The sequence below is a fragment of the Enterobacter cloacae complex sp. IR5403 genome (assembly GCF_049238705.1).
In the GTDB taxonomy this organism is placed as follows: Bacteria; Pseudomonadota; Gammaproteobacteria; order Enterobacterales; family Enterobacteriaceae; genus Enterobacter; species Enterobacter hormaechei_C.
In genome coordinates, this window is the sequence record NZ_JBMKHP010000010.1 from 68171 (window position 1) to 85030 (window position 16860).

General features: G+C 56.3%; 16 protein-coding genes. 7 read left to right on the top strand and 9 right to left on the bottom strand.

The genetic code is table 11. The annotated features are described in order from the left end of the window. Window positions 1–142 precede the first annotated feature (142 nt). Entirely contained in the window at window positions 143–1072 is a 930-nt protein-coding gene (locus ACOTW6_RS14870; protein ID WP_063133712.1) for a DMT family transporter, read from the top strand. Between the two features lie 46 nt (window positions 1073–1118). On the opposite strand, the gene ACOTW6_RS14875 is transcribed toward ACOTW6_RS14870, so the two are convergent. Next, the gene (locus tag ACOTW6_RS14875) at window positions 1119–1757 is read right to left on the bottom strand and encodes an OapA family protein (protein ID WP_015572481.1); all 639 of its coding nucleotides are present in this window, start codon (window positions 1755–1757) and stop codon (window positions 1119–1121) included. Window positions 1758–1988: 231 nt separating this feature from the next. Between ACOTW6_RS14875 and fklB the strand changes: the two genes are divergently transcribed. Then, window positions 1989–2609: an FKBP-type peptidyl-prolyl cis-trans isomerase gene (fklB, locus tag ACOTW6_RS14880; RefSeq protein ID WP_008502892.1), complete on the top strand. Its 621-nt coding sequence runs from the start codon at window positions 1989–1991 to the stop codon at window positions 2607–2609. Window positions 2610–2923: 314 nt separating this feature from the next. Next, entirely contained in the window at window positions 2924–4333 is a 1410-nt protein-coding gene (gene cycA, locus ACOTW6_RS14885) for a D-serine/D-alanine/glycine transporter (protein ID WP_045336773.1), read from the top strand. A gap of 86 nt (window positions 4334–4419) precedes the next feature. Here the strand turns inward: cycA and ytfE are convergent, their stop codons facing one another. Beyond that, entirely contained in the window at window positions 4420–5082 is a 663-nt protein-coding gene (gene ytfE, locus ACOTW6_RS14890) for an iron-sulfur cluster repair protein YtfE (RefSeq protein WP_017383941.1), read from the bottom strand. Window positions 5083–5327: 245 nt separating this feature from the next. On the opposite strand from ytfE, the gene ACOTW6_RS14895 reads away from it, so the two are divergent. Further along, a complete protein-coding gene (locus ACOTW6_RS14895) occupies window positions 5328–6977 on the top strand; it encodes a methyl-accepting chemotaxis protein (RefSeq protein WP_003856047.1) in 1650 nt (549 codons plus the stop codon). A gap of 87 nt (window positions 6978–7064) precedes the next feature. Here the strand turns inward: ACOTW6_RS14895 and ACOTW6_RS14900 are convergent, their stop codons facing one another. From ACOTW6_RS14900 to ACOTW6_RS14910, 3 genes are all read right to left on the bottom strand, one after another. After that, entirely contained in the window at window positions 7065–8030 is a 966-nt protein-coding gene (locus ACOTW6_RS14900; protein ID WP_017383939.1) for a DMT family transporter, read from the bottom strand. Window positions 8031–8105: 75 nt separating this feature from the next. Next, window positions 8106–8930, bottom strand: coding sequence for an AraC family transcriptional regulator (locus ACOTW6_RS14905; protein WP_121479352.1), 825 nt, complete (start codon window positions 8928–8930; stop codon window positions 8106–8108). An 81-nt stretch (window positions 8931–9011) separates the two neighbouring features. Continuing rightward, window positions 9012–9860, bottom strand: coding sequence for an SDR family oxidoreductase (locus ACOTW6_RS14910; protein ID WP_121479351.1), 849 nt, complete (start codon window positions 9858–9860; stop codon window positions 9012–9014). 84 nt (window positions 9861–9944) lie between these two features. Between ACOTW6_RS14910 and ACOTW6_RS14915 the strand changes: the two genes are divergently transcribed. Next, entirely contained in the window at window positions 9945–10331 is a 387-nt protein-coding gene (locus ACOTW6_RS14915; protein WP_090279956.1) for a winged helix-turn-helix transcriptional regulator, read from the top strand. Between the two features lie 93 nt (window positions 10332–10424). Here the strand turns inward: ACOTW6_RS14915 and ACOTW6_RS14920 are convergent, their stop codons facing one another. Further along, window positions 10425–12368, bottom strand: coding sequence for a bifunctional 2',3'-cyclic-nucleotide 2'-phosphodiesterase/3'-nucleotidase (locus ACOTW6_RS14920; protein ID WP_421766264.1), 1944 nt, complete (start codon window positions 12366–12368; stop codon window positions 10425–10427). A 190-nt stretch (window positions 12369–12558) separates the two neighbouring features. Here ACOTW6_RS14920 and cysQ point away from each other — a divergent pair, with 190 nt between their 5' ends. Continuing rightward, window positions 12559–13299: a 3'(2'),5'-bisphosphate nucleotidase CysQ gene (gene cysQ, locus ACOTW6_RS14925; protein ID WP_015572488.1), complete on the top strand. Its 741-nt coding sequence runs from the start codon at window positions 12559–12561 to the stop codon at window positions 13297–13299. On the opposite strand, the gene ACOTW6_RS14930 is transcribed toward cysQ, so the two are convergent. After that, a complete protein-coding gene (locus tag ACOTW6_RS14930; RefSeq protein ID WP_017383934.1) occupies window positions 13293–13850 on the bottom strand; it encodes a YtfJ family protein in 558 nt (185 codons plus the stop codon). The two genes, cysQ and ACOTW6_RS14930, sit on opposite strands and share 7 nt — an antisense overlap. Before the next feature lie 324 nt (window positions 13851–14174). Between ACOTW6_RS14930 and ACOTW6_RS14935 the strand changes: the two genes are divergently transcribed. Continuing rightward, entirely contained in the window at window positions 14175–14381 is a 207-nt protein-coding gene (locus ACOTW6_RS14935; protein ID WP_003856054.1) for a DUF1107 domain-containing protein, read from the top strand. Window positions 14382–14455: 74 nt separating this feature from the next. On the opposite strand, the gene ACOTW6_RS14940 is transcribed toward ACOTW6_RS14935, so the two are convergent. Together ACOTW6_RS14940 and msrA are read right to left on the bottom strand one after the other, a co-directional pair. Then, window positions 14456–15793 carry a hemolysin family protein gene (locus ACOTW6_RS14940; protein ID WP_006810357.1) on the bottom strand — a complete coding sequence of 446 codons (1338 nt, stop codon included), beginning with the start codon at window positions 15791–15793 and terminating at the stop codon, window positions 14456–14458. 211 nt (window positions 15794–16004) lie between these two features. Then, the gene (msrA, locus tag ACOTW6_RS14945; RefSeq protein WP_047052607.1) at window positions 16005–16646 is read right to left on the bottom strand and encodes a peptide-methionine (S)-S-oxide reductase MsrA; all 642 of its coding nucleotides are present in this window, start codon (window positions 16644–16646) and stop codon (window positions 16005–16007) included. Between the last annotated feature and the right edge of the window lie 214 nt (window positions 16647–16860).

The following is a 16860-nucleotide window of genomic DNA, read 5'->3' on the forward strand; positions in this document are numbered from 1 at the left end:
TGCTCACGTCGAAGCGCCGGCCTTGTGCCGGCGTTTTGCTTTTTAGCATGACCCTGCGTCATCTTTTGCTCTTGTAAGGTCGCTATTCCTGACGCATTCTCTGATAATAAATTGAAACGCAATTTTATTTATGAGATTTGTCATGGATACTGCCCTGCCCACGCCCGTCTTTGCCCGTCGACATGTGGCCTATGCCTGCGCCACGCTCTGCTGTCTGCTTTGGGGAAGCTCGTACCCGGCCATTAAAAGTGGCTACGAACTTTTTCAGATCGCGACCGACGATATCCCCTCCAAAGTCGTTTTTGCCGGATACCGTTTTCTGTTTGCCGGCGCGTTGCTACTGCTTTTTGCCCTGGCCCAGCGAAAGCCGATTGGCAGGCTCACGCCCACGCAGTTTGGCCAGCTCACGATCCTCGGACTGACCCAGACCTCCCTCCAGTACACCTTCTTTTATATCGGCCTGGCCTACACGACCGGGGTGAACGGCTCCATCATGAATGCCACCGGGACCTTCTTCAGCGTGCTGCTGGCGCACTTTATCTACCACAACGACAAACTCAGCTATAACAAAACGCTGGGCTGTGTTCTGGGCTTTGCCGGGGTGATGCTGGTGAACTTCCACAGCGGGTTAAGCGATTTCCAGTTTGTCTGGAAAGGTGACGGATTTGTGGTGCTGGCGGCCTTTATTCTCTCTGCGGCCACGCTTTACGGGAAACGCATTTCCCAGACCGTTGACCCGACGGTGATGACTGGCTGGCAGCTGGGGATAGGCGGGGCGGCACTGGTTGCGGGAGGCTATGCCACGGGCGGGACGCTGGAGGTGCACAGCATGAAAGCCGTCGCCGTGCTGGGGTATCTGACACTGCTCTCATCCGTGGCGTTCGCCCTGTGGAGCGCGCTGCTGAAAGTGAACCGCGTGAGTATGATTGCCCCGTTCAACTTTGTCATTCCTGTAGCAGGAACGGTGCTCTCCGCCATCTTCCTCGGCGAAAACATTCTGGACATCAAATACGCGATTGCGCTGGTGCTGGTCTGCTCGGGGATCGGGTGGGTGAATAAACGGCGTGCCTGAGAACAAAAGTGCCGGGTGGCGGCATCGCCTTACCCGGCCTGGGCCATTAACGTGCTCTGATGAAACTGCCGTCCGGCTGGCGGGTAAACAGTACCTGCTGCCCGTTTCCGGTATCGATCGTTAACCCGGTCACCACGCCGCTGGCATTCTGGCGGATCTGCACCATCTGACCATTTTGCAGGTTGCTGAGCGGCTTGCCTGCCCCCTCGACTTGCGCCATGGCATACACATCCGTTGCTGGCAGATTGTGGTCGCGGAACAGCTGGGCAAGGGTTTTCCCGGGCTCTACGCGATACGAACGCCACTGCTGCTCAATGCCGGTGGGCTGTTGCGCCTGTGGCTCTGAAGGGGCGGCGGCCTGCTCCTGATCTTCCTGAACCGGTTCAGGTTCAACCGGCGCAACCTGGCCCGGATCGTTAGACGGTGTGACCAGCTGCGTCTGCATCGGCTGTGAATCAGGCTGCGGCTGGCTTTGCGACTGGATATCCAGCTCAGCATTCCGGCTGACCGGCGCGGTATCAACGTTGTCACTGCCGGAAGGAAGCAGGAAGCCGATGACGATCAGCAACGCGCCGATGATAATGCCTCTGCGGTGCAAAGGCGGCAGCGGGTCCATGATGCGAAAGTTATCCGGCGCATGCCAGATTTTCGCCAGGGTAGGTTTCAGTTCAAATCGCCCGGGCATGGCTCTCCTCCTGCTCCGCGTCTTTTTATCCTGTCCTGAGAAGTGTAGTTTGCTAACTGCCTGATGGGCGTAACAAAGCCAGCTTTCGTGACATATATTAGGGAAAATCCTGACGGCTACTATTGTTTCCGTTTCGTCGCAGTTTGTCACCTTTACTTAAGACAAAGTTTTACCCATAAGGGCATGGCTGATATGCTGCCCGCTACTTTAAATGTGATGGAAGGAAAACCCATGACCACCCCGACTTTTGACACTATCGAAGCGCAGGCAAGCTACGGCATCGGCTTGCAGGTAGGACAGCAGCTGAGCGAATCCGGCCTGGAAGGTCTGTTACCGGAAGCGCTGGTGGCGGGTATCGCTGACGCGCTGGAAGGCAAGCAGCCCGCTGTGCCGGTTGACGTTGTGCACCGTGCGCTGCGTGAAATCCACGAACGTGCTGACGCCGTACGTCGCGCGCGTTTCGAAGAGATGGCGGCAGAAGGCGTGAAATATCTGGAAGAGAACCGTGAGCGTGAAGGCGTGAACAGCACCGAGTCCGGCTTGCAGTTCCGCGTAATCAATCAGGGGGATGGCGCAATCCCGGCGCGTACCGACCACGTTCGCGTACACTACACCGGTAAGCTGATCGACGGTACCGTGTTCGACAGCTCCGTCGCGCGTGGCGAACCGGCTGAATTCCCGGTTAACGGCGTTATCGCAGGCTGGATCGAAGCCCTGACCCTGATGCCAGTAGGTTCCAAATGGGAATTGACTATCCCGCACAACCTGGCTTACGGCGAGCGTGGCGCTGGCGCGTCCATTCCGCCATTCAGCACCCTGGTGTTTGAAGTCGAGCTGCTGGAAATCCTGTAATTGGTTTTTCTTATTTTCCTCTCTCCGATCGGGGAGAGGAAAATAGCGATAAAACCCGGAGTTACGACGGAATCAACATTTTGTATTGCAAACGAAACTGTTACGTGTATTTTTGTGAGCTGTTTCGCGCTGTATGAGTGATATGACACTCACTTTCAACATATTATTAACATAATATTCAAATCATAGTATTCATCCCGCCGATTCTTACCTACTATCGATTAGTCCTTACACAGGGGCCGTCATTTATTTGGCGTAAATAAAGGCCAGAAGAGCCTTAACAACACAGACAGGCATAAACAGGAAAATATCACATGGTAGATCAGGTCAAAGTCGCCGCCGCAGAAGAGGCGACGTCTGAACAGTCGCTACGGCGAAATCTCACAAACCGTCACATTCAGCTTATTGCCATTGGCGGAGCCATCGGCACCGGGCTGTTTATGGGCTCGGGCAAAACCATCAGTCTTGCTGGTCCGTCGATCATCTTCGTTTATATGATCATCGGTTTTATGCTCTTTTTCGTGATGCGTGCAATGGGTGAATTGCTGCTCTCGAATCTCGAATACAAATCCTTCAGCGACTTCGCGTCAGACCTGCTCGGCCCGTGGGCGGGCTATTTTACCGGCTGGACCTACTGGTTCTGCTGGGTGGTTACCGGCATGGCGGATGTTGTCGCTATTACGGCCTACGCCCAATTCTGGTTCCCCGGCCTGTCGGACTGGGTGGCTTCGCTGGCGGTGATTGTTCTGCTGCTGAGCCTGAACCTCGCCACCGTTAAAATGTTCGGTGAGATGGAGTTCTGGTTCGCGATGATCAAAATCGTCGCCATCATCGCGCTGATTGTCGTCGGGCTGGTGATGGTGCTGACGCACTTCCAGTCGCCAACCGGCGTACAGGCCTCGTTTGCCCATCTGTGGAATGACGGCGGCTGGTTCCCGAAAGGGATCAGCGGCTTCTTTGCCGGCTTCCAGATTGCGGTGTTCGCGTTTGTCGGGATTGAGCTGGTCGGCACCACGGCGGCGGAAACCAAAGATCCGGAGAAATCCCTGCCGCGCGCGATCAACTCCATTCCGCTGCGTATCATCATGTTCTACGTGTTCGCGCTGATCGTCATTATGTCCGTGACGCCATGGAGCTCGGTGGTGCCAACCAAGAGCCCGTTCGTCGAGCTGTTCGTGCTGGTGGGGCTGCCTGCTGCCGCGAGCCTGATTAACTTCGTGGTGCTGACCTCTGCGGCCTCTTCCGCGAACAGCGGCGTCTTCTCTACCAGCCGTATGCTGTTCGGTCTGGCGCAGGAGGGCGTTGCTCCGAGCGCGTTTGCCAAACTGTCTAAACGCGCGGTTCCGGCGAAAGGGCTGACCTTCTCCTGCATCTGTCTGCTGGGCGGTGTGGTGATGCTCTACGTCAACCCGAGCGTAATCGGGGCGTTCACCATGATCACCACGGTGTCGGCGATCCTGTTCATGTTCGTCTGGACCATCATCCTCTGCTCGTACCTGGTGTACCGCAAGCAGCGTCCACACCTGCATGAGAAGTCGATCTACAAGATGCCGCTGGGCAAGCTGATGTGCTGGGTGTGCATGGCGTTCTTCGTCTTCGTGCTGGTGCTGCTGACGCTGGAAGAAGATACCCGACAGGCGCTGATCGTCACGCCGCTGTGGTTTATCGCGCTGGGGCTGGGCTGGCTGTTTATCGGTAAGAAACGTATGGCGGGCATGCGTTAAGCATGTTGCCGGGTGGCGCTGACGCTTACCCGGCCTACGTTCGCGGACGTTGTAGGCCCGGTAAGCGCTAGCGCCACCGGGCTTTTTTATTTACCCGATAATGCACGCGGGAACAGAACGTTATTCTCGAGACTGATGTGTTCCATCAGATCGTCGATCATCTCGTTAATGCCGTTGTACATGGCTTTCCAGGTGGTGCACGCTTCTGGCGGCGGTGTGACGTTGTCGGTGGTGTGTTTGATCACTTCCAGCAGTTCGCCGGCGTCATCATGTTCGCTTTCCATCACGCTGATGGGCCCCATGGCCTGGCTGCCCATGCCCTGTTTGATCATCGGGAAGAGGATCTGCTCCTCTTTCATCATGTGGCTGGAAAGTTCTTCGTGCAGCATGGTCAGGTATTTCGCCAGGCCGCGCGGTACGGAAGGTTTATCGGCATGAACGCGTTCAACTTTGGTCGCCTGTAAAATCAGCTCCGGCAGCTGCTCGCGGTGACGGTCGTGGTAACGCACAATGATGTGGTCGATGATTTCAGCCAGCGGCGCGGTGCGCCAGTCTTTGTCGACGGGCTGTTCAGCCAGCTGAGCCAGCTCCGCTTCGATAGCCTCCACATCCAGCTCTTTACGCGACGCTGCGCGCGCCAGCGTTTGCTTACCACCGCAGCAGTAATCCATATCGTATTTACGGAACAGCGCAGAAGCGCGAGGGATGGAGAGCGCCAGCTCGCCTAAGGGTTGGTCGCGGAAGGCCATAGCAGTTACCTCATCATTAGGAATATAAGATGCATTTTAAATACATCTTTAAGTAGATACTATAACCCTTTAGAGGCAAGGGTGAAAATGCGAAGGCGATCACAAAAAAAGCGTGCTTTTAACTTGCTGATTGAATGCAGAAAAGGGCTTTCGAAAGTTTTTAAAGGTGGAGAAACAGTAAACAACCTGCCGCGCGTGCCGATAGATACAGGTCAGACAATACCTGTATATAAAAAAGGCAACGCATGTTTAAACGTATAAAAGTCATTACTCTTTTGATTTCGGTGCTGCTTGTGCTCGGCATCATGCAACTGATCTCCGCCGGCATTTTCATCAATGCACTCAATAACGATAAAGAGAACTTCACCGTTTCTCAGCTTTCCAGCCAGAACGTCGCGGAATTTACCGACGCCTGGATCAGCCTGAACCAGGCGCGCGTCACCCTCAACCGCGGCATGCTGCGCCTGCAAAGCAGCATGGCGTCGCAAATTAACGGCGGGCAGCTGAACGAGCTGGTCAATACCGCGAAAAACCTGCTGGCCGATGCCCAGACCCATTACGATAAATACTATGCGCTGCCGGAAACGCCGGGTATGGACGAGCACCTGGCCGATCGCCTGGAAGAGCAGTACCGCGTCTACTCCGCCACGCTGACGCAAATGAACGTTCTGCTGGGGCAGGGCAATCTGGAAGATATGTTCAAACAAAATGCCGAACAGAAGCAGACCGCGATGCAAAAGGTTTATCGCGAGTGGCGTGAGGCGCAGGCCGCGCTGACCGCCAAAGGTATCCAGGACAATGAAAGCGACTACAAACGCATTCTGTGGATCCTCTCTGCGGTGATGCTGCTGGTGATCGCGGTGATTATTTCCAGCTGGATTGCGATGCGCCGCGTGCTGCTGCTGCCGCTGGAAGAGGTGATCAACCATATCCGCGCCATTGCCGCAGGGGATTTAACCCAGCCGATTCAGGCTGAGGGTAAAAATGAAATGGCGATCCTGGCGCGCAACGTTCAGGAGATGCAGACTGCGCTGGCCAACACGGTGGGCGTGGTGCGTGAAGGCGCAGATACCATCTACACCGGCGCGGGTGAAATCTCGGCGGGCAGCAACGATCTCTCCTCTCGTACCGAGCAACAGGCCGCTTCTCTGGAAGAGACGGCAGCCAGCATGGAACAGTTAACCGCCACCGTGAAGCAAAACGCCGATAACGCGCGTCAGGCGTCGCGTCTGGCGCTGGACGCCTCCTCCACCGCGAAGAAGGGCGGTAACGTGGTCGAGGGCGTTGTGCGCACCATGGATGAAATCGCCACCAGTTCCAGCAAAATCGCGCAAATTACTAACGTGATCGACGGCATTGCTTTCCAGACCAATATTCTGGCGCTGAACGCGGCGGTAGAAGCGGCGCGCGCGGGCGAGCAGGGACGTGGCTTCGCGGTTGTCGCGGGCGAGGTGCGTACCCTAGCCCAGCGCAGCGCGCAGGCGGCGAAAGAGATCAAAGCGCTGATCGATGATTCCGGCGAACGCGTCAACGCGGGTTCTCAGCTGGTGAATGAGGCGGGCGCGACGATGGCGGAGATCGTCAATGCGGTTACGCGCGTGACGGACATCATGGGTGAGATTGCGTCGGCCTCCGACGAACAGAGCCGCGGTATCGACCAGGTGGGTCAGGCGGTGGCCGAGATGGATCGCGTCACCCAGCAGAACGCCTCGCTGGTTGAAGAATCTGCGGCGGCAGCGGCGGCGCTGGAAGATCAGGCAGCACGCCTGAACGACGCGGTGGCGGTGTTTAAGATCACCCGCAACCAGGCGGTGAAAGCCGCGCCGGTAAAGACCTATGCACCTAAAGCGCAGCCCGTCGCGGCGGCGTCTGAAGCGAACTGGGAGACGTTCTAAAGGCTTGCCCGGTGGCGGCTACGCCTTACCGGGCCTACGAGGCGTTATTTTGTAGGCCGGGTAAGCGTCAGCGCCACCCGGCAGAAATCACCCCTCCGACGCCGGAACGACCATCGGTTTTTCCGGCTTCGCTCTCACCGCAATCACCACCCCAACGACCAGCAGCGCGATCCCGCACGCCGTTAGCAGCGGCGGCACGCTCTGACGCATCAGGAAGGTATAGAGCAGCCCTGCCAGCGTCTCAAAGACAATCAGCGGCCCCAGTATCACCGTCGGCAGCTTCTGGCTGGCAATGTTCCAGCACAGCGCGCCCACCCACGAACAGAGCACGGCAATGGCGACCATTAACCCGACGAATACCCACGGGCGCGGTCCGAAGGGCAGGGTAAATGCCGGTTGCTGGCTACCCAGCCAGACACACGCGCCCACATAGCCCAGCAACGAGACGGGGAGGGTGACCAGCGCCTGCGCCGTCGCCCACATCATCGGATGTTTATCCGGGTTTTCCCGCAGCCAGCGTGCGTTGCGCAGGGCATACCAGGCCCAACAGACAACCGAAATAAACGCCAGAAAGATCCCTGAACCGTAACGCCACAAGCTGAAGTTTTCGAGGCCGTGGCGAAGCTCGGCAATATTCACGCATACCAGCCCCACGGCGATGCAGACCAGCGCCGGCGCCATTTTTGACCACGCCAGTTTGCCGTCACGCTGGCTGTAAAGCAGGTTCGCGAAAACCGGGATGACCACCGGCAGCGTGCCGATAATCATGGTCGACACCGGCGCACCGGTGCGCTGAATGGCGCTCGCCAGACAGACGTAGTAGATCAGATTACCCATCATGGTCAGCGCCAGCGCGGTGAGCCAGTCCTGGCGGCCCAGCTGACGCAGACGCGCGCGCCCCAGCCACGCCAGCGGCACGGCAATCAGCCCCAGCGCCAGGTAACGTCCGGTCGACTGCAATATTGCCGGGTACTCCGGCACAATCAGCGGGCCGACAAAAATCAGCCCCCACATCAAACCCGCAAGCAGGGCATACAACACGCCGCTAATCATTTTTCCATCCATCTTGATTCACTTTGCGCTCAGTGTAGAAGGGCAAAACGCGCGCGTATTGTATGAGGTTGCGCATTAGCGCGGCATAACCTGCTTCTGGTAGCGCACGGGCGTGATACCGTAGCGACGGGTGAAGGCGCGGGTCAGGTGCGACTGATCGGTCAGCCCGGTCGCGGCGGCCACCTCGGCGGCAGGCATGCCATGGGTGAGGAAGGCTTTTGCGCGCCACAGCCGGATGGCCATCAGCATCTGGTGGGGCGTAACGTGGAAATGGGCTTTGAACTGGCGCTGAAAATGGTACGGGCTGAGCGAGACAACGTTAGCCAGCTCGTCCAGGGTCAGCGAGCGCATATAGTTGTCGTGCAGATAGTCGCGAACGCGTCCGAAGCGGTGCGCGGCCTCCTGCACCACCGGCGCATGATGGGCCAGCGGCTGAAAAGTCTGAATCAAATCCAGTAGCAGCCCCTTCTGCGCCAGCGGATCGTTGGTGTGCCACAGGCCGTAAATTAACCGGCCAATCTGCTGCGAGCGCATAGGGTCGTGGCGCGTGACGTCATTAAACCACCAGTGACGCAGGCCGGTGACCTCTTCCAGCAGGTCGGGTTCGATGTAGACCATCCGGTAGCGCCAGCCGCCTTCGGTGGCGGATTCCCCGGTGTGGATCTCGTCCGGGTTCATGGTCACGACGGATTTTTCCGCGGCAAGATGCTGGGTACCGCGATAGCGGAAGCGTTCGGCACCGGTTTCGATAGTGCCGATACCGAAGGCTTCATGAGTGTGAGGCTCAAAGGCGTAGTCAGAGATATGGGCGTGATAAAGCTCCAGGCCCGGCAGCTGCGCCAGATGGCGAAAGCGCGCGCTGTCTCTCTCATCAGTGAACTGTTCCGGTACGCCTTGCACGGTGAGCCTCCTTGTGGGTCATCGCTTCATTATCAGAGATGACCCGAGGGGATGCCACAAAAAATAACCAATTTTTAACAACTACAGGATGTCTTTGACGCTTTCCGCCAGCGGCGTCGTCGGGCGGCCAATGAGCTTGCTCAGGGTACGGCTGTCGTCGAACAGACCGCCTTTGGACGCGCCGGTATCGGAATCCGCCAGCATCTCCGCCAGCCCGGCAGGCAGACCAACGCCCTTCAGCGCAGCGGCGAAATCGGCTTCGCTGAGGTTCTGATACGTTATCGGTTTACCGCTCTGCTTGCTCAGTTCCGCAGCCAGTTCGCTCAGCGTCCAGGCATTATCACCTGCCAGTTCATACACCTTGCCGGCATGACCCTCTTCAGAAACCACTTTCGCTGCCGCTGCCGCGTAATCGGCACGGGTCGCAGAGGCAATTTTGCCTTCGCCTGCGGCACCCATAAATACGCCGTGTTCCAGCGCTGGCGGCGCGCTTGCCAGGTAGTTTTCGGTGTACCAGCCGTTGCGCAGCAGAGCGTAAGGCACGCCGGAGGCCGCCAGGGCATTTTCGGTTTCGACGTGCTCCACGTGCAGACCCAGCGGGGATTTGTCAGCATGCAGCAGGCTGGTATAGGCGATGAATTTCACCCCGGCGGCTTTGGCGGCGTTTATCACGTTCTGGTGCTGTACGGCGCGCTGGCCCACTTCGCTGGAGGAGATGAGCAGCAGTTTATCCACGCCGTTCAGCGCGGTGGTAAATGCGGCTTCTTCGGTGTAATCCGCCTGGCGCACAACGACCCCTTGCTGACGCAACGCTTCGGCTTTCGCCGGGTTACGCACAATAGCCACGATCTGGCTGGCCGGAACGGTTTTCAGCAGTTCTTCAATAACGTGTTGGCCAAGCTGGCCGGTTGCGCCGGTAATCGCGATCATGATGAATCTCCTTCGTGTTTGTCTGGTGTTGTGGCACACTATCACCATAACTAACTTTTAGTAAGTACGTACAAAAAGGTAAGTATGAAAACAACAATACCGACGCTCAGCGAGCAAATGCGCGATGGCAATCTCTTTGCGGAACAGTGCCCGTCACGGGAGGTGCTCAAACACGTAACCAGCCGCTGGGGCGTGCTGATCCTGGTGGCGTTACGTCAGGGGACGCATCGCTTCAGCGATCTGCGCCGCAAGATGGGCGGCGTCAGCGAGAAGATGCTGGCTCAGTCTTTACAGGCGCTGGAGCATGACGGGTTTGTCGATCGCGTGTCGTATCCGGTCGTGCCGCCGCATGTGGAGTATAGCCTGACGCCGATGGGGCAGGAGGTAAGCGAGAAGGTGGCCGCACTGGCCGACTGGATTGAGGTCAATACGCCGCAGGTGCTGGCGAATAGGGACGAGCGTGCGGCATGAAATGCCGGGTGGCGCTTGCGCTTACCCGGCCTACGGGATCGAGGATTGCGGGTAGGCCGGGTAAGGCGAAGCCGCCACCCGGCACAATCATCGCTATCTGCTCAAATCCACCTGATAAATCGCAAACCCAATATCATCCGTCGCGACCTTTTGCATCGGATACTGCGCCTTATCCTTGATAAACACGGCTGCTTTATCGGACGGAGATGTCTCAAAGCGAATATCCAGCTTCGTGTCGCTGTGGATCGGCGCCAGACGCCAGTTGTTATCCACCGCCGGATGAATTTCACCCGCCTTTTTCGACTCCGCGCTGATCCACGCCGCCAGCACCGAACGGTTCTCATCCGGCGAGGCAAAGGCGATGTGGCTGTCACCCGTACCGGCAAACTTACCGCCATAGGCGCGGTAGTTGTTGGTCACCACCAGGAAAGTGGCATTCGGATCAATCGCTTTGCCGTTGAAAGTCAGGTTTTTGATGCGTTCTGCCTGCGGATGAATGGCCTGACATTCGCCGTCATATTTCGCGGGCTGGGTAACGTCAATCTGATATTCCACGCCGTCGATCACGTCGAAGTTGTAGGTGCGGAAACCGTCCCAGTTAATCAGCGACTGCGGTTTGCTGCTGTGCGGATCGATCTGGTTGAACTGTCCGGCAGAGCACTCCAGCCACTCCTTCACCTCTTTCCCGGTAGCTTTCACCACCACGAGGGTGTTGGGATAGAGGTAGAGATCGGCGGCATTACGGAAGGTCAGCTGGCCTTTTTCCACCTCAACGTAGCTGGCCGGATCGTTCTTCCGCCCGCCCACTTTGAATGGCGCCGCGGCAGACAGTACAGGCAGATTTGCCAGATCCGGATCGCCCTGAATATAGTGCTCCGCATAGGCTTTCTGCGCCATGTTGACTACCTGCACGGTCGGGTCATCCTGTACCAGCGCGAGGAAGCTGTACATGTTATCAGCCGATTTACCGATCGGCTTGCTGACAAATTCACGCGTCGCGTCGTGGTCATGCTTCAGGACGTCGACCAGCTTTTTATCTTCCCCTGCCAGAGATTTTTTGGCCGCTGCGTCGTAGATCGGACGCGCTTCCGCTTTCGACTGCGTGACTTTCCAGCTTCCGCTGTCGTTATTCAGCACCAGATCCACCACGCCAAGGTGGTCGCCCCACATGCCCGGCATCACCGATGGCACACCGTTGAGCGTCCCTTTTTCGATGTCCGCGCCTTTGATACCTGCGAAACCTTTGCCCGGGAAGACGGCGTGGGCGTGACCAAACAGGATCGCATCCACGCCGGGCACCTGGCTGAGATAGTACACGGAGTTCTCAGCCATCACCTGATACGGGTCGGCCGAGAGGCCAGAGTGCGCCACGACGACGACCACATCCGCCCCTTTCGCCCGCATCTCCGGCACGTATTTGCGCGCGGTTTCGGTAATGTCGTTGACAGTCACTTTCCCGTCGAGGTTGGCTTTATCCCACGTCATGATCTGCGGCGGCACAAAACCGATATAGCAGATTTTCAGCGTCTGTTTTTTACCGTCCTGGTCGACAACCTCGGTCTCTTTAATCAGATAAGGGGTAAAGAGCGGCTTCTTCGTCTTAACGTCGATGATATTGGCGTTAACGTACGGGAATTTTGCCCCTGCCAGCGCGTCGTGCAGGTATTTCAGGCCGTAGTTAAATTCGTGGTTGCCCAGATTGCCAACCGCATAATCCAGGGTGTTCATCGCTTTATAGACAGGGTGGACCTCGCCTTTTTTCAGCCCCTTCGCCGCCATGTAGTCGCCGAGCGGACTGCCCTGAATTAAGTCCCCGTTATCGACCAGCACGCTGTTTTTCACTTCACCGCGGGCGGCGTTGATCAAACTTGCCGTGCGTACCAGTCCGAATTTTTCCGTAGGGGTATCTTTGTAGTAATCGAAGTCCATCATATTGCTGTGCAGATCGGTGGTTTCCAGAATACGGAGATCCACCGTCGCTGCCTGAACGCTTGCCGCAATCAGCGTTGCCAGGAGCGTTGCGCTAAACTTAATCATCTGAGGAGTCCTTTTTTCGATCCAAGCCACAAAAGAATATGTATGTAGTATTTGTTGCTTACAGAAGTGTGAATGCTGCCAGAAAAAAGGGCGCTGAAACCAGAATTGCTTCACAGATAGCGGAATTGTTCACATTACGATATAACTAAAACAATAAGTTATGCCCACTGCGTTAACGAAGAGGTGGAGAATGTTAGATAAAATTTGTCAGCTCGCACGGGATGCGGGTGATGCCATTATGCAGGTGTACGACGGTGCGAAACCAATGGATGTTGTCAGCAAAGCGGACGACTCCCCGGTGACGGCGGCGGATATCGCGGCGCATGCGGTGATCCTGAAAGGGTTGCAGGCCCTGACGCCGGATATTCCGGTCCTTTCTGAAGAAGCGCCCCAGAGCTGGGATGAACGTCAGCACTGGCAGCGTTACTGGCTGGTCGACCCGCTGGACGGCACGAAAGAGTTTATCAAGCGTAACGGTGAATTCACCGTCAACATCGCCCTGATTGAAAAAGGAAAAGCGGTGCTTGGCGTGGTTTACGCCCCGGTAATGAAGGTGATGTACAGCGCGGCGGAAGGTAAAGCCTGGAAGGAAGAGTGCGGCGTGCGTAAGCAGATCCAGGTGCGTGATGCCCGTCCTCCGCTGGTGGTGATCAGCCGCTCGCACAGTGACAGCGAGCTGGAGGAGTATCTGCAACAGCTGGGTGAACACCAGACGACGTCGATTGGCTCGTCGCTGAAGTTCTGTCTGGTGGCGGAAGGGCAGGCGCAGCTGTACCCCCGTTTCGGGCCGACGAACGTCTGGGATACGGCGGCAGGGCATGCGGTGGCGGCGGCCGCTGGCGCGCATGTGCATGACTGGCAGGGTAAGCCACTGGACTACACCCCGCGCGAGTCATTCCTGAATCCGGGCTTCCGGGTATCACTTTACTGAGTCAGCAGCTTATGCAGCAGGGCAACCACCTGCTGCACCTCATCCTGCGTCAGCGCGCCGTCTTTAACCCACTGTACGCGACCGTTTTTATCCAGCACGACAATCGCTGAACTCTCTTCTTCCAGCTGCCACGCCTTACGCGTCACGCCGTTGCTGTCGACAATAAACTGCGACCAGGGATAGAGCTTCTTATTGCTCTCAAGGCTTGAGCGCACAAACATCCCGGAGCCGGGAATCGCGTCGTCGGTGTTCACGATGGTGGTGGTCTGGTAGCGATCGTGTGGGAGTTTCGCAGCCTTGATCGCTTCCACGAGGGTAGCGTTTTTCTCTTTAGCGGATGTACGCCCGGCAATATGTTGTACAACTCTCACTTTGCCCGCAAGCTGCGCGCTATTCCAGGCTTTATAGCTAAACTTATCATTGTCGAGAATCAATTCTCCCCGGTCAGCAATGCCGACCGGCGGGACACGTTGTCCTTTTTCAATGTTGTGTGCGGAAGCCATTAGCGGCAGCAACAGGCAAGCTGCTGCCAGGAGGTTACGTAGGGTCATGGTGTTTCCTTATTGTTAGCAGGTGATCCGACCACTTGGTCATGCGCTTTTAATCATAAGTGCGATCAATAGGCTTTTCCCGCAATCCCGATGCCAGTTTGCGGGCGAACGCACATATCTATGCAAAAACGACGGCATATACTGCGCTGTATCACGCTTTGCAAAGATTATTCTGAATAATTGTAATCAAACGGTAAATAAACTTATGCACACTGGGTAAGTACGAGGTTCTGGTCTATAGTCATTGGGCATCAAAATTTGCGCTCAGGACAGTCGGGCCGATTGTGGCACCGCAAGAGCGTATGATTCGCAGGAGATACAAGAATGAAAATTTTCCAACGCTACAACCCGCTTCAGGTGGCGAAGTACGTGAAGATCCTGTTCCGTGGACGGTTGTACATCAAGGATGTTGGCGCTTTTGAGTTTGATAAGGGCAAAATCCTTATCCCGAAAGTGAAGGACAAACAGCACCTGTCTGTGATGTCCGAAGTCAACCGTCAGGTTATGCGTCTGCAAACTGAGATGGCTTAACCAACGTGCTATGCAGTAGTAGTTAAAAAGACGGCTCCCGATGGGAGCCGTTGATGTTTGTGGGGCGTACAAAATTACGCCGATACCTTCTCTTCCGCATCCGGCAGTTTCGGCACCAGCACGGTCGGTTTGCTATCAATACGCGTTACCAGCAGCTGGTCGATGCGGTAGTTATCAATATCCACCACTTCAAACTTGAAGCCGGAGAACTTCACCGAGTCGGTACGTTTCGGGATCTTACGCAGCATAAACATCATAAAGCCGCCGATGGTCTCGTAGTTACCGGACTGCGGGAACTCGTCGATGTCGAGTACGCGCATGACGTCTTCAATCGGCGTACCGCCATCGATGAGCCATGAGTTCTCATCACGCTGCACAATTTGCTCTTCCAGTCCCTGGCCGACCAGGTCGCCCATCAGCGTCGTCATAACGTCGTTGAGGGTGATAATGCCCACCACCAGCGCGTATTCGTTCATGATCACCGCGAAGTCTTCCCCGGCGGTTTTGAAACTTTCCAGCGCTTCGGAGAGCGTCAGGGTATCTGGCACTATCAGGGTGTTGCGGATCTGCACGCCGCTGTTCAGCGCCAGGCTCTGGTTGGCCAGCACGCGGTTCAGCAGGTCTTTGGAGTCCACGTAGCCGATGATATGGTCGATATCTTCGTTACAGACCAGAAACTTGGAGTGCGGGTGCTGCGCCACTTTGGTCTTCAGGCTCTGCTCGTCTTCATGCAGATCGAACCAGATGATGTTTTCACGGCCGGTCATGGAGGACGGCACGGTACGGGATTCCAGTTCGAAAACGTTCTCAATCAGCTCGTGCTCTTGCTTACGCAGTACGCCTGCCAGCGCCCCGGCTTCCACCACGGCATAAATGTCATCGGAGGTGATGTCGTCTTTACGCACCATCGGCAGCTTGAAGATGCGGAAAATGACGTTCGCCAGGCCGTTAAAGAACCACACCAGCGGACGGAAGACGTACAGGCAGAAGCGCATCGGGTTGATGATACGCAAAGCCACAGCTTCTGGCGCAATCATACCGATGCGTTTCGGGGTCAGGTCCGCGAATAAAATGAACAAGCCGGTGACCAGGGAGAAGGAAAGGATGAAGCTCAGCTGCTCGGCCAGCTCTACGGACATGTACTTAACAAAGAGGCTATAAAACGCCGGAGAAAACGCTGCATCGCCCACGATACCGCCAAGAATGGCGACCGCGTTCAGGCCAATCTGCACCACGGTAAAGAACATGCCGGGGTTTTCCTGCATTTTCAGAATGCGTGATGCGTTGATGTTGCCCTCGTCGGCAAGCAGCTTCAGTTTGATTTTACGGGAGGCAGCCAGCGAGATCTCCGATATCGAGAAAAATGCACTGACGGCAATAAGACAAAGTATTACTAAAATACTGTTTAACATAGTTTATCCGGCTTCTCGCCAGATCCTCAGAAGGGGAGTTGATACCATTCGTGTGAAGACACATTGAACTCAGCTCGTAGCGTTGAGCCGATTATTTCAGCGGTAGTATAGCGTAAAGACGTGTAAACCTGCCAGAGGTCACGTTTTCGGCAAAAGGTGGCCGGAGGGAGAGGCTGCGCGCCACGCGGTTCGCGTGGCGCTGATGCAGTAATCAGTCCTGCTGTGGAGGCAGACAAACGCCGATGCCGCCAATGCCGCAGTAGCCATACGGATTTTTATGCAGGTACTGCTGGTGGTCGTCTTCGGCATAGTAGAACGGTTTCGCGGTCGCGATTTCCGTCGTGACCTGACGTTTATCACCGGCCGCATGCATCGCTTCCTGGAAACGCGTCAGGCTGGCGTGGGCGGCGGCCTCCTGCTCTGGGGTGAGCGGATAGATGGCCGAACGGTATTGAGTGCCGTGATCGTTACCCTGACGCATGCCCTGCGCCGGGTCATGGTTTTCCCAGAACACCTGGAGCAGTTGTTCATAGCTAATGACGCTCGGGTCATACACCACACGCACCGCTTCAGCATGCCCGGTCTCACCGGAACAGACTTCGCGGTAGGTTGGGTTAGGCGTATATCCTCCGGTGTAGCCCGCAGCGGTGCTGTACACGCCCGGCAGCTGCCAGAACAGGCGTTCTACGCCCCAGAAGCAGCCCATGGCAAACAGGGCGATCTCCATTCCATCAGGAACGTTTGTCATTGAATGGTTGTTTACGGCGTGTAATGTCGCCACTGGCATAGGGGTGTTGCGTCCCGGTAACGCATCGGCTTGTGATACCAGATGCTTTTTATCAAATAAACTCACGGTGGGGCCTCCGGGGTAGCGTTGTTTCGGTTAAGGTTGTCACGAAGCGTTTAATTGAACACAATAAATGCGATGAATGAGTCTAGATTTAATCATAAGAAATATTTGGGTGTTACACCCTTTTTCAACCCGTAATTTGGGTTTTTGGCTTTCAGGCCGTATTTTGCCGCGGAGCGGCACTGCATTTGCTTCCAGGGTGGAAACAGGGATATTC

Excerpts from the sequence above, each read along its gene's own strand:
- ACOTW6_RS14870 (WP_063133712.1), top strand. The coding sequence starts at position 143 with ATGGATACTGCCCTGCCCACGCCCGTCTTTGCCCGTCGACATGTGGCC.
- ACOTW6_RS14875 (WP_015572481.1), bottom strand. The coding sequence starts at position 1,757 with ATGCCCGGGCGATTTGAACTGAAACCTACCCTGGCGAAAATCTGGCAT.
- fklB (WP_008502892.1), top strand. The coding sequence starts at position 1,989 with ATGACCACCCCGACTTTTGACACTATCGAAGCGCAGGCAAGCTACGGC.
- cycA (WP_045336773.1), top strand. The coding sequence starts at position 2,924 with ATGGTAGATCAGGTCAAAGTCGCCGCCGCAGAAGAGGCGACGTCTGAA.
- ytfE (WP_017383941.1), bottom strand. The coding sequence starts at position 5,082 with ATGGCCTTCCGCGACCAACCCTTAGGCGAGCTGGCGCTCTCCATCCCT.
- ACOTW6_RS14895 (WP_003856047.1), top strand. The coding sequence starts at position 5,328 with ATGTTTAAACGTATAAAAGTCATTACTCTTTTGATTTCGGTGCTGCTT.
- ACOTW6_RS14900 (WP_017383939.1), bottom strand. The coding sequence starts at position 8,030 with ATGATTAGCGGCGTGTTGTATGCCCTGCTTGCGGGTTTGATGTGGGGG.
- ACOTW6_RS14910 (WP_121479351.1), bottom strand. The coding sequence starts at position 9,860 with ATGATCGCGATTACCGGCGCAACCGGCCAGCTTGGCCAACACGTTATT.
- ACOTW6_RS14915 (WP_090279956.1), top strand. The coding sequence starts at position 9,945 with ATGAAAACAACAATACCGACGCTCAGCGAGCAAATGCGCGATGGCAAT.
- ACOTW6_RS14920 (WP_421766264.1), bottom strand. The coding sequence starts at position 12,368 with ATGATTAAGTTTAGCGCAACGCTCCTGGCAACGCTGATTGCGGCAAGC.
- cysQ (WP_015572488.1), top strand. The coding sequence starts at position 12,559 with ATGTTAGATAAAATTTGTCAGCTCGCACGGGATGCGGGTGATGCCATT.
- ACOTW6_RS14930 (WP_017383934.1), bottom strand. The coding sequence starts at position 13,850 with ATGACCCTACGTAACCTCCTGGCAGCAGCTTGCCTGTTGCTGCCGCTA.
- ACOTW6_RS14935 (WP_003856054.1), top strand. The coding sequence starts at position 14,175 with ATGAAAATTTTCCAACGCTACAACCCGCTTCAGGTGGCGAAGTACGTG.
- ACOTW6_RS14940 (WP_006810357.1), bottom strand. The coding sequence starts at position 15,793 with ATGTTAAACAGTATTTTAGTAATACTTTGTCTTATTGCCGTCAGTGCA.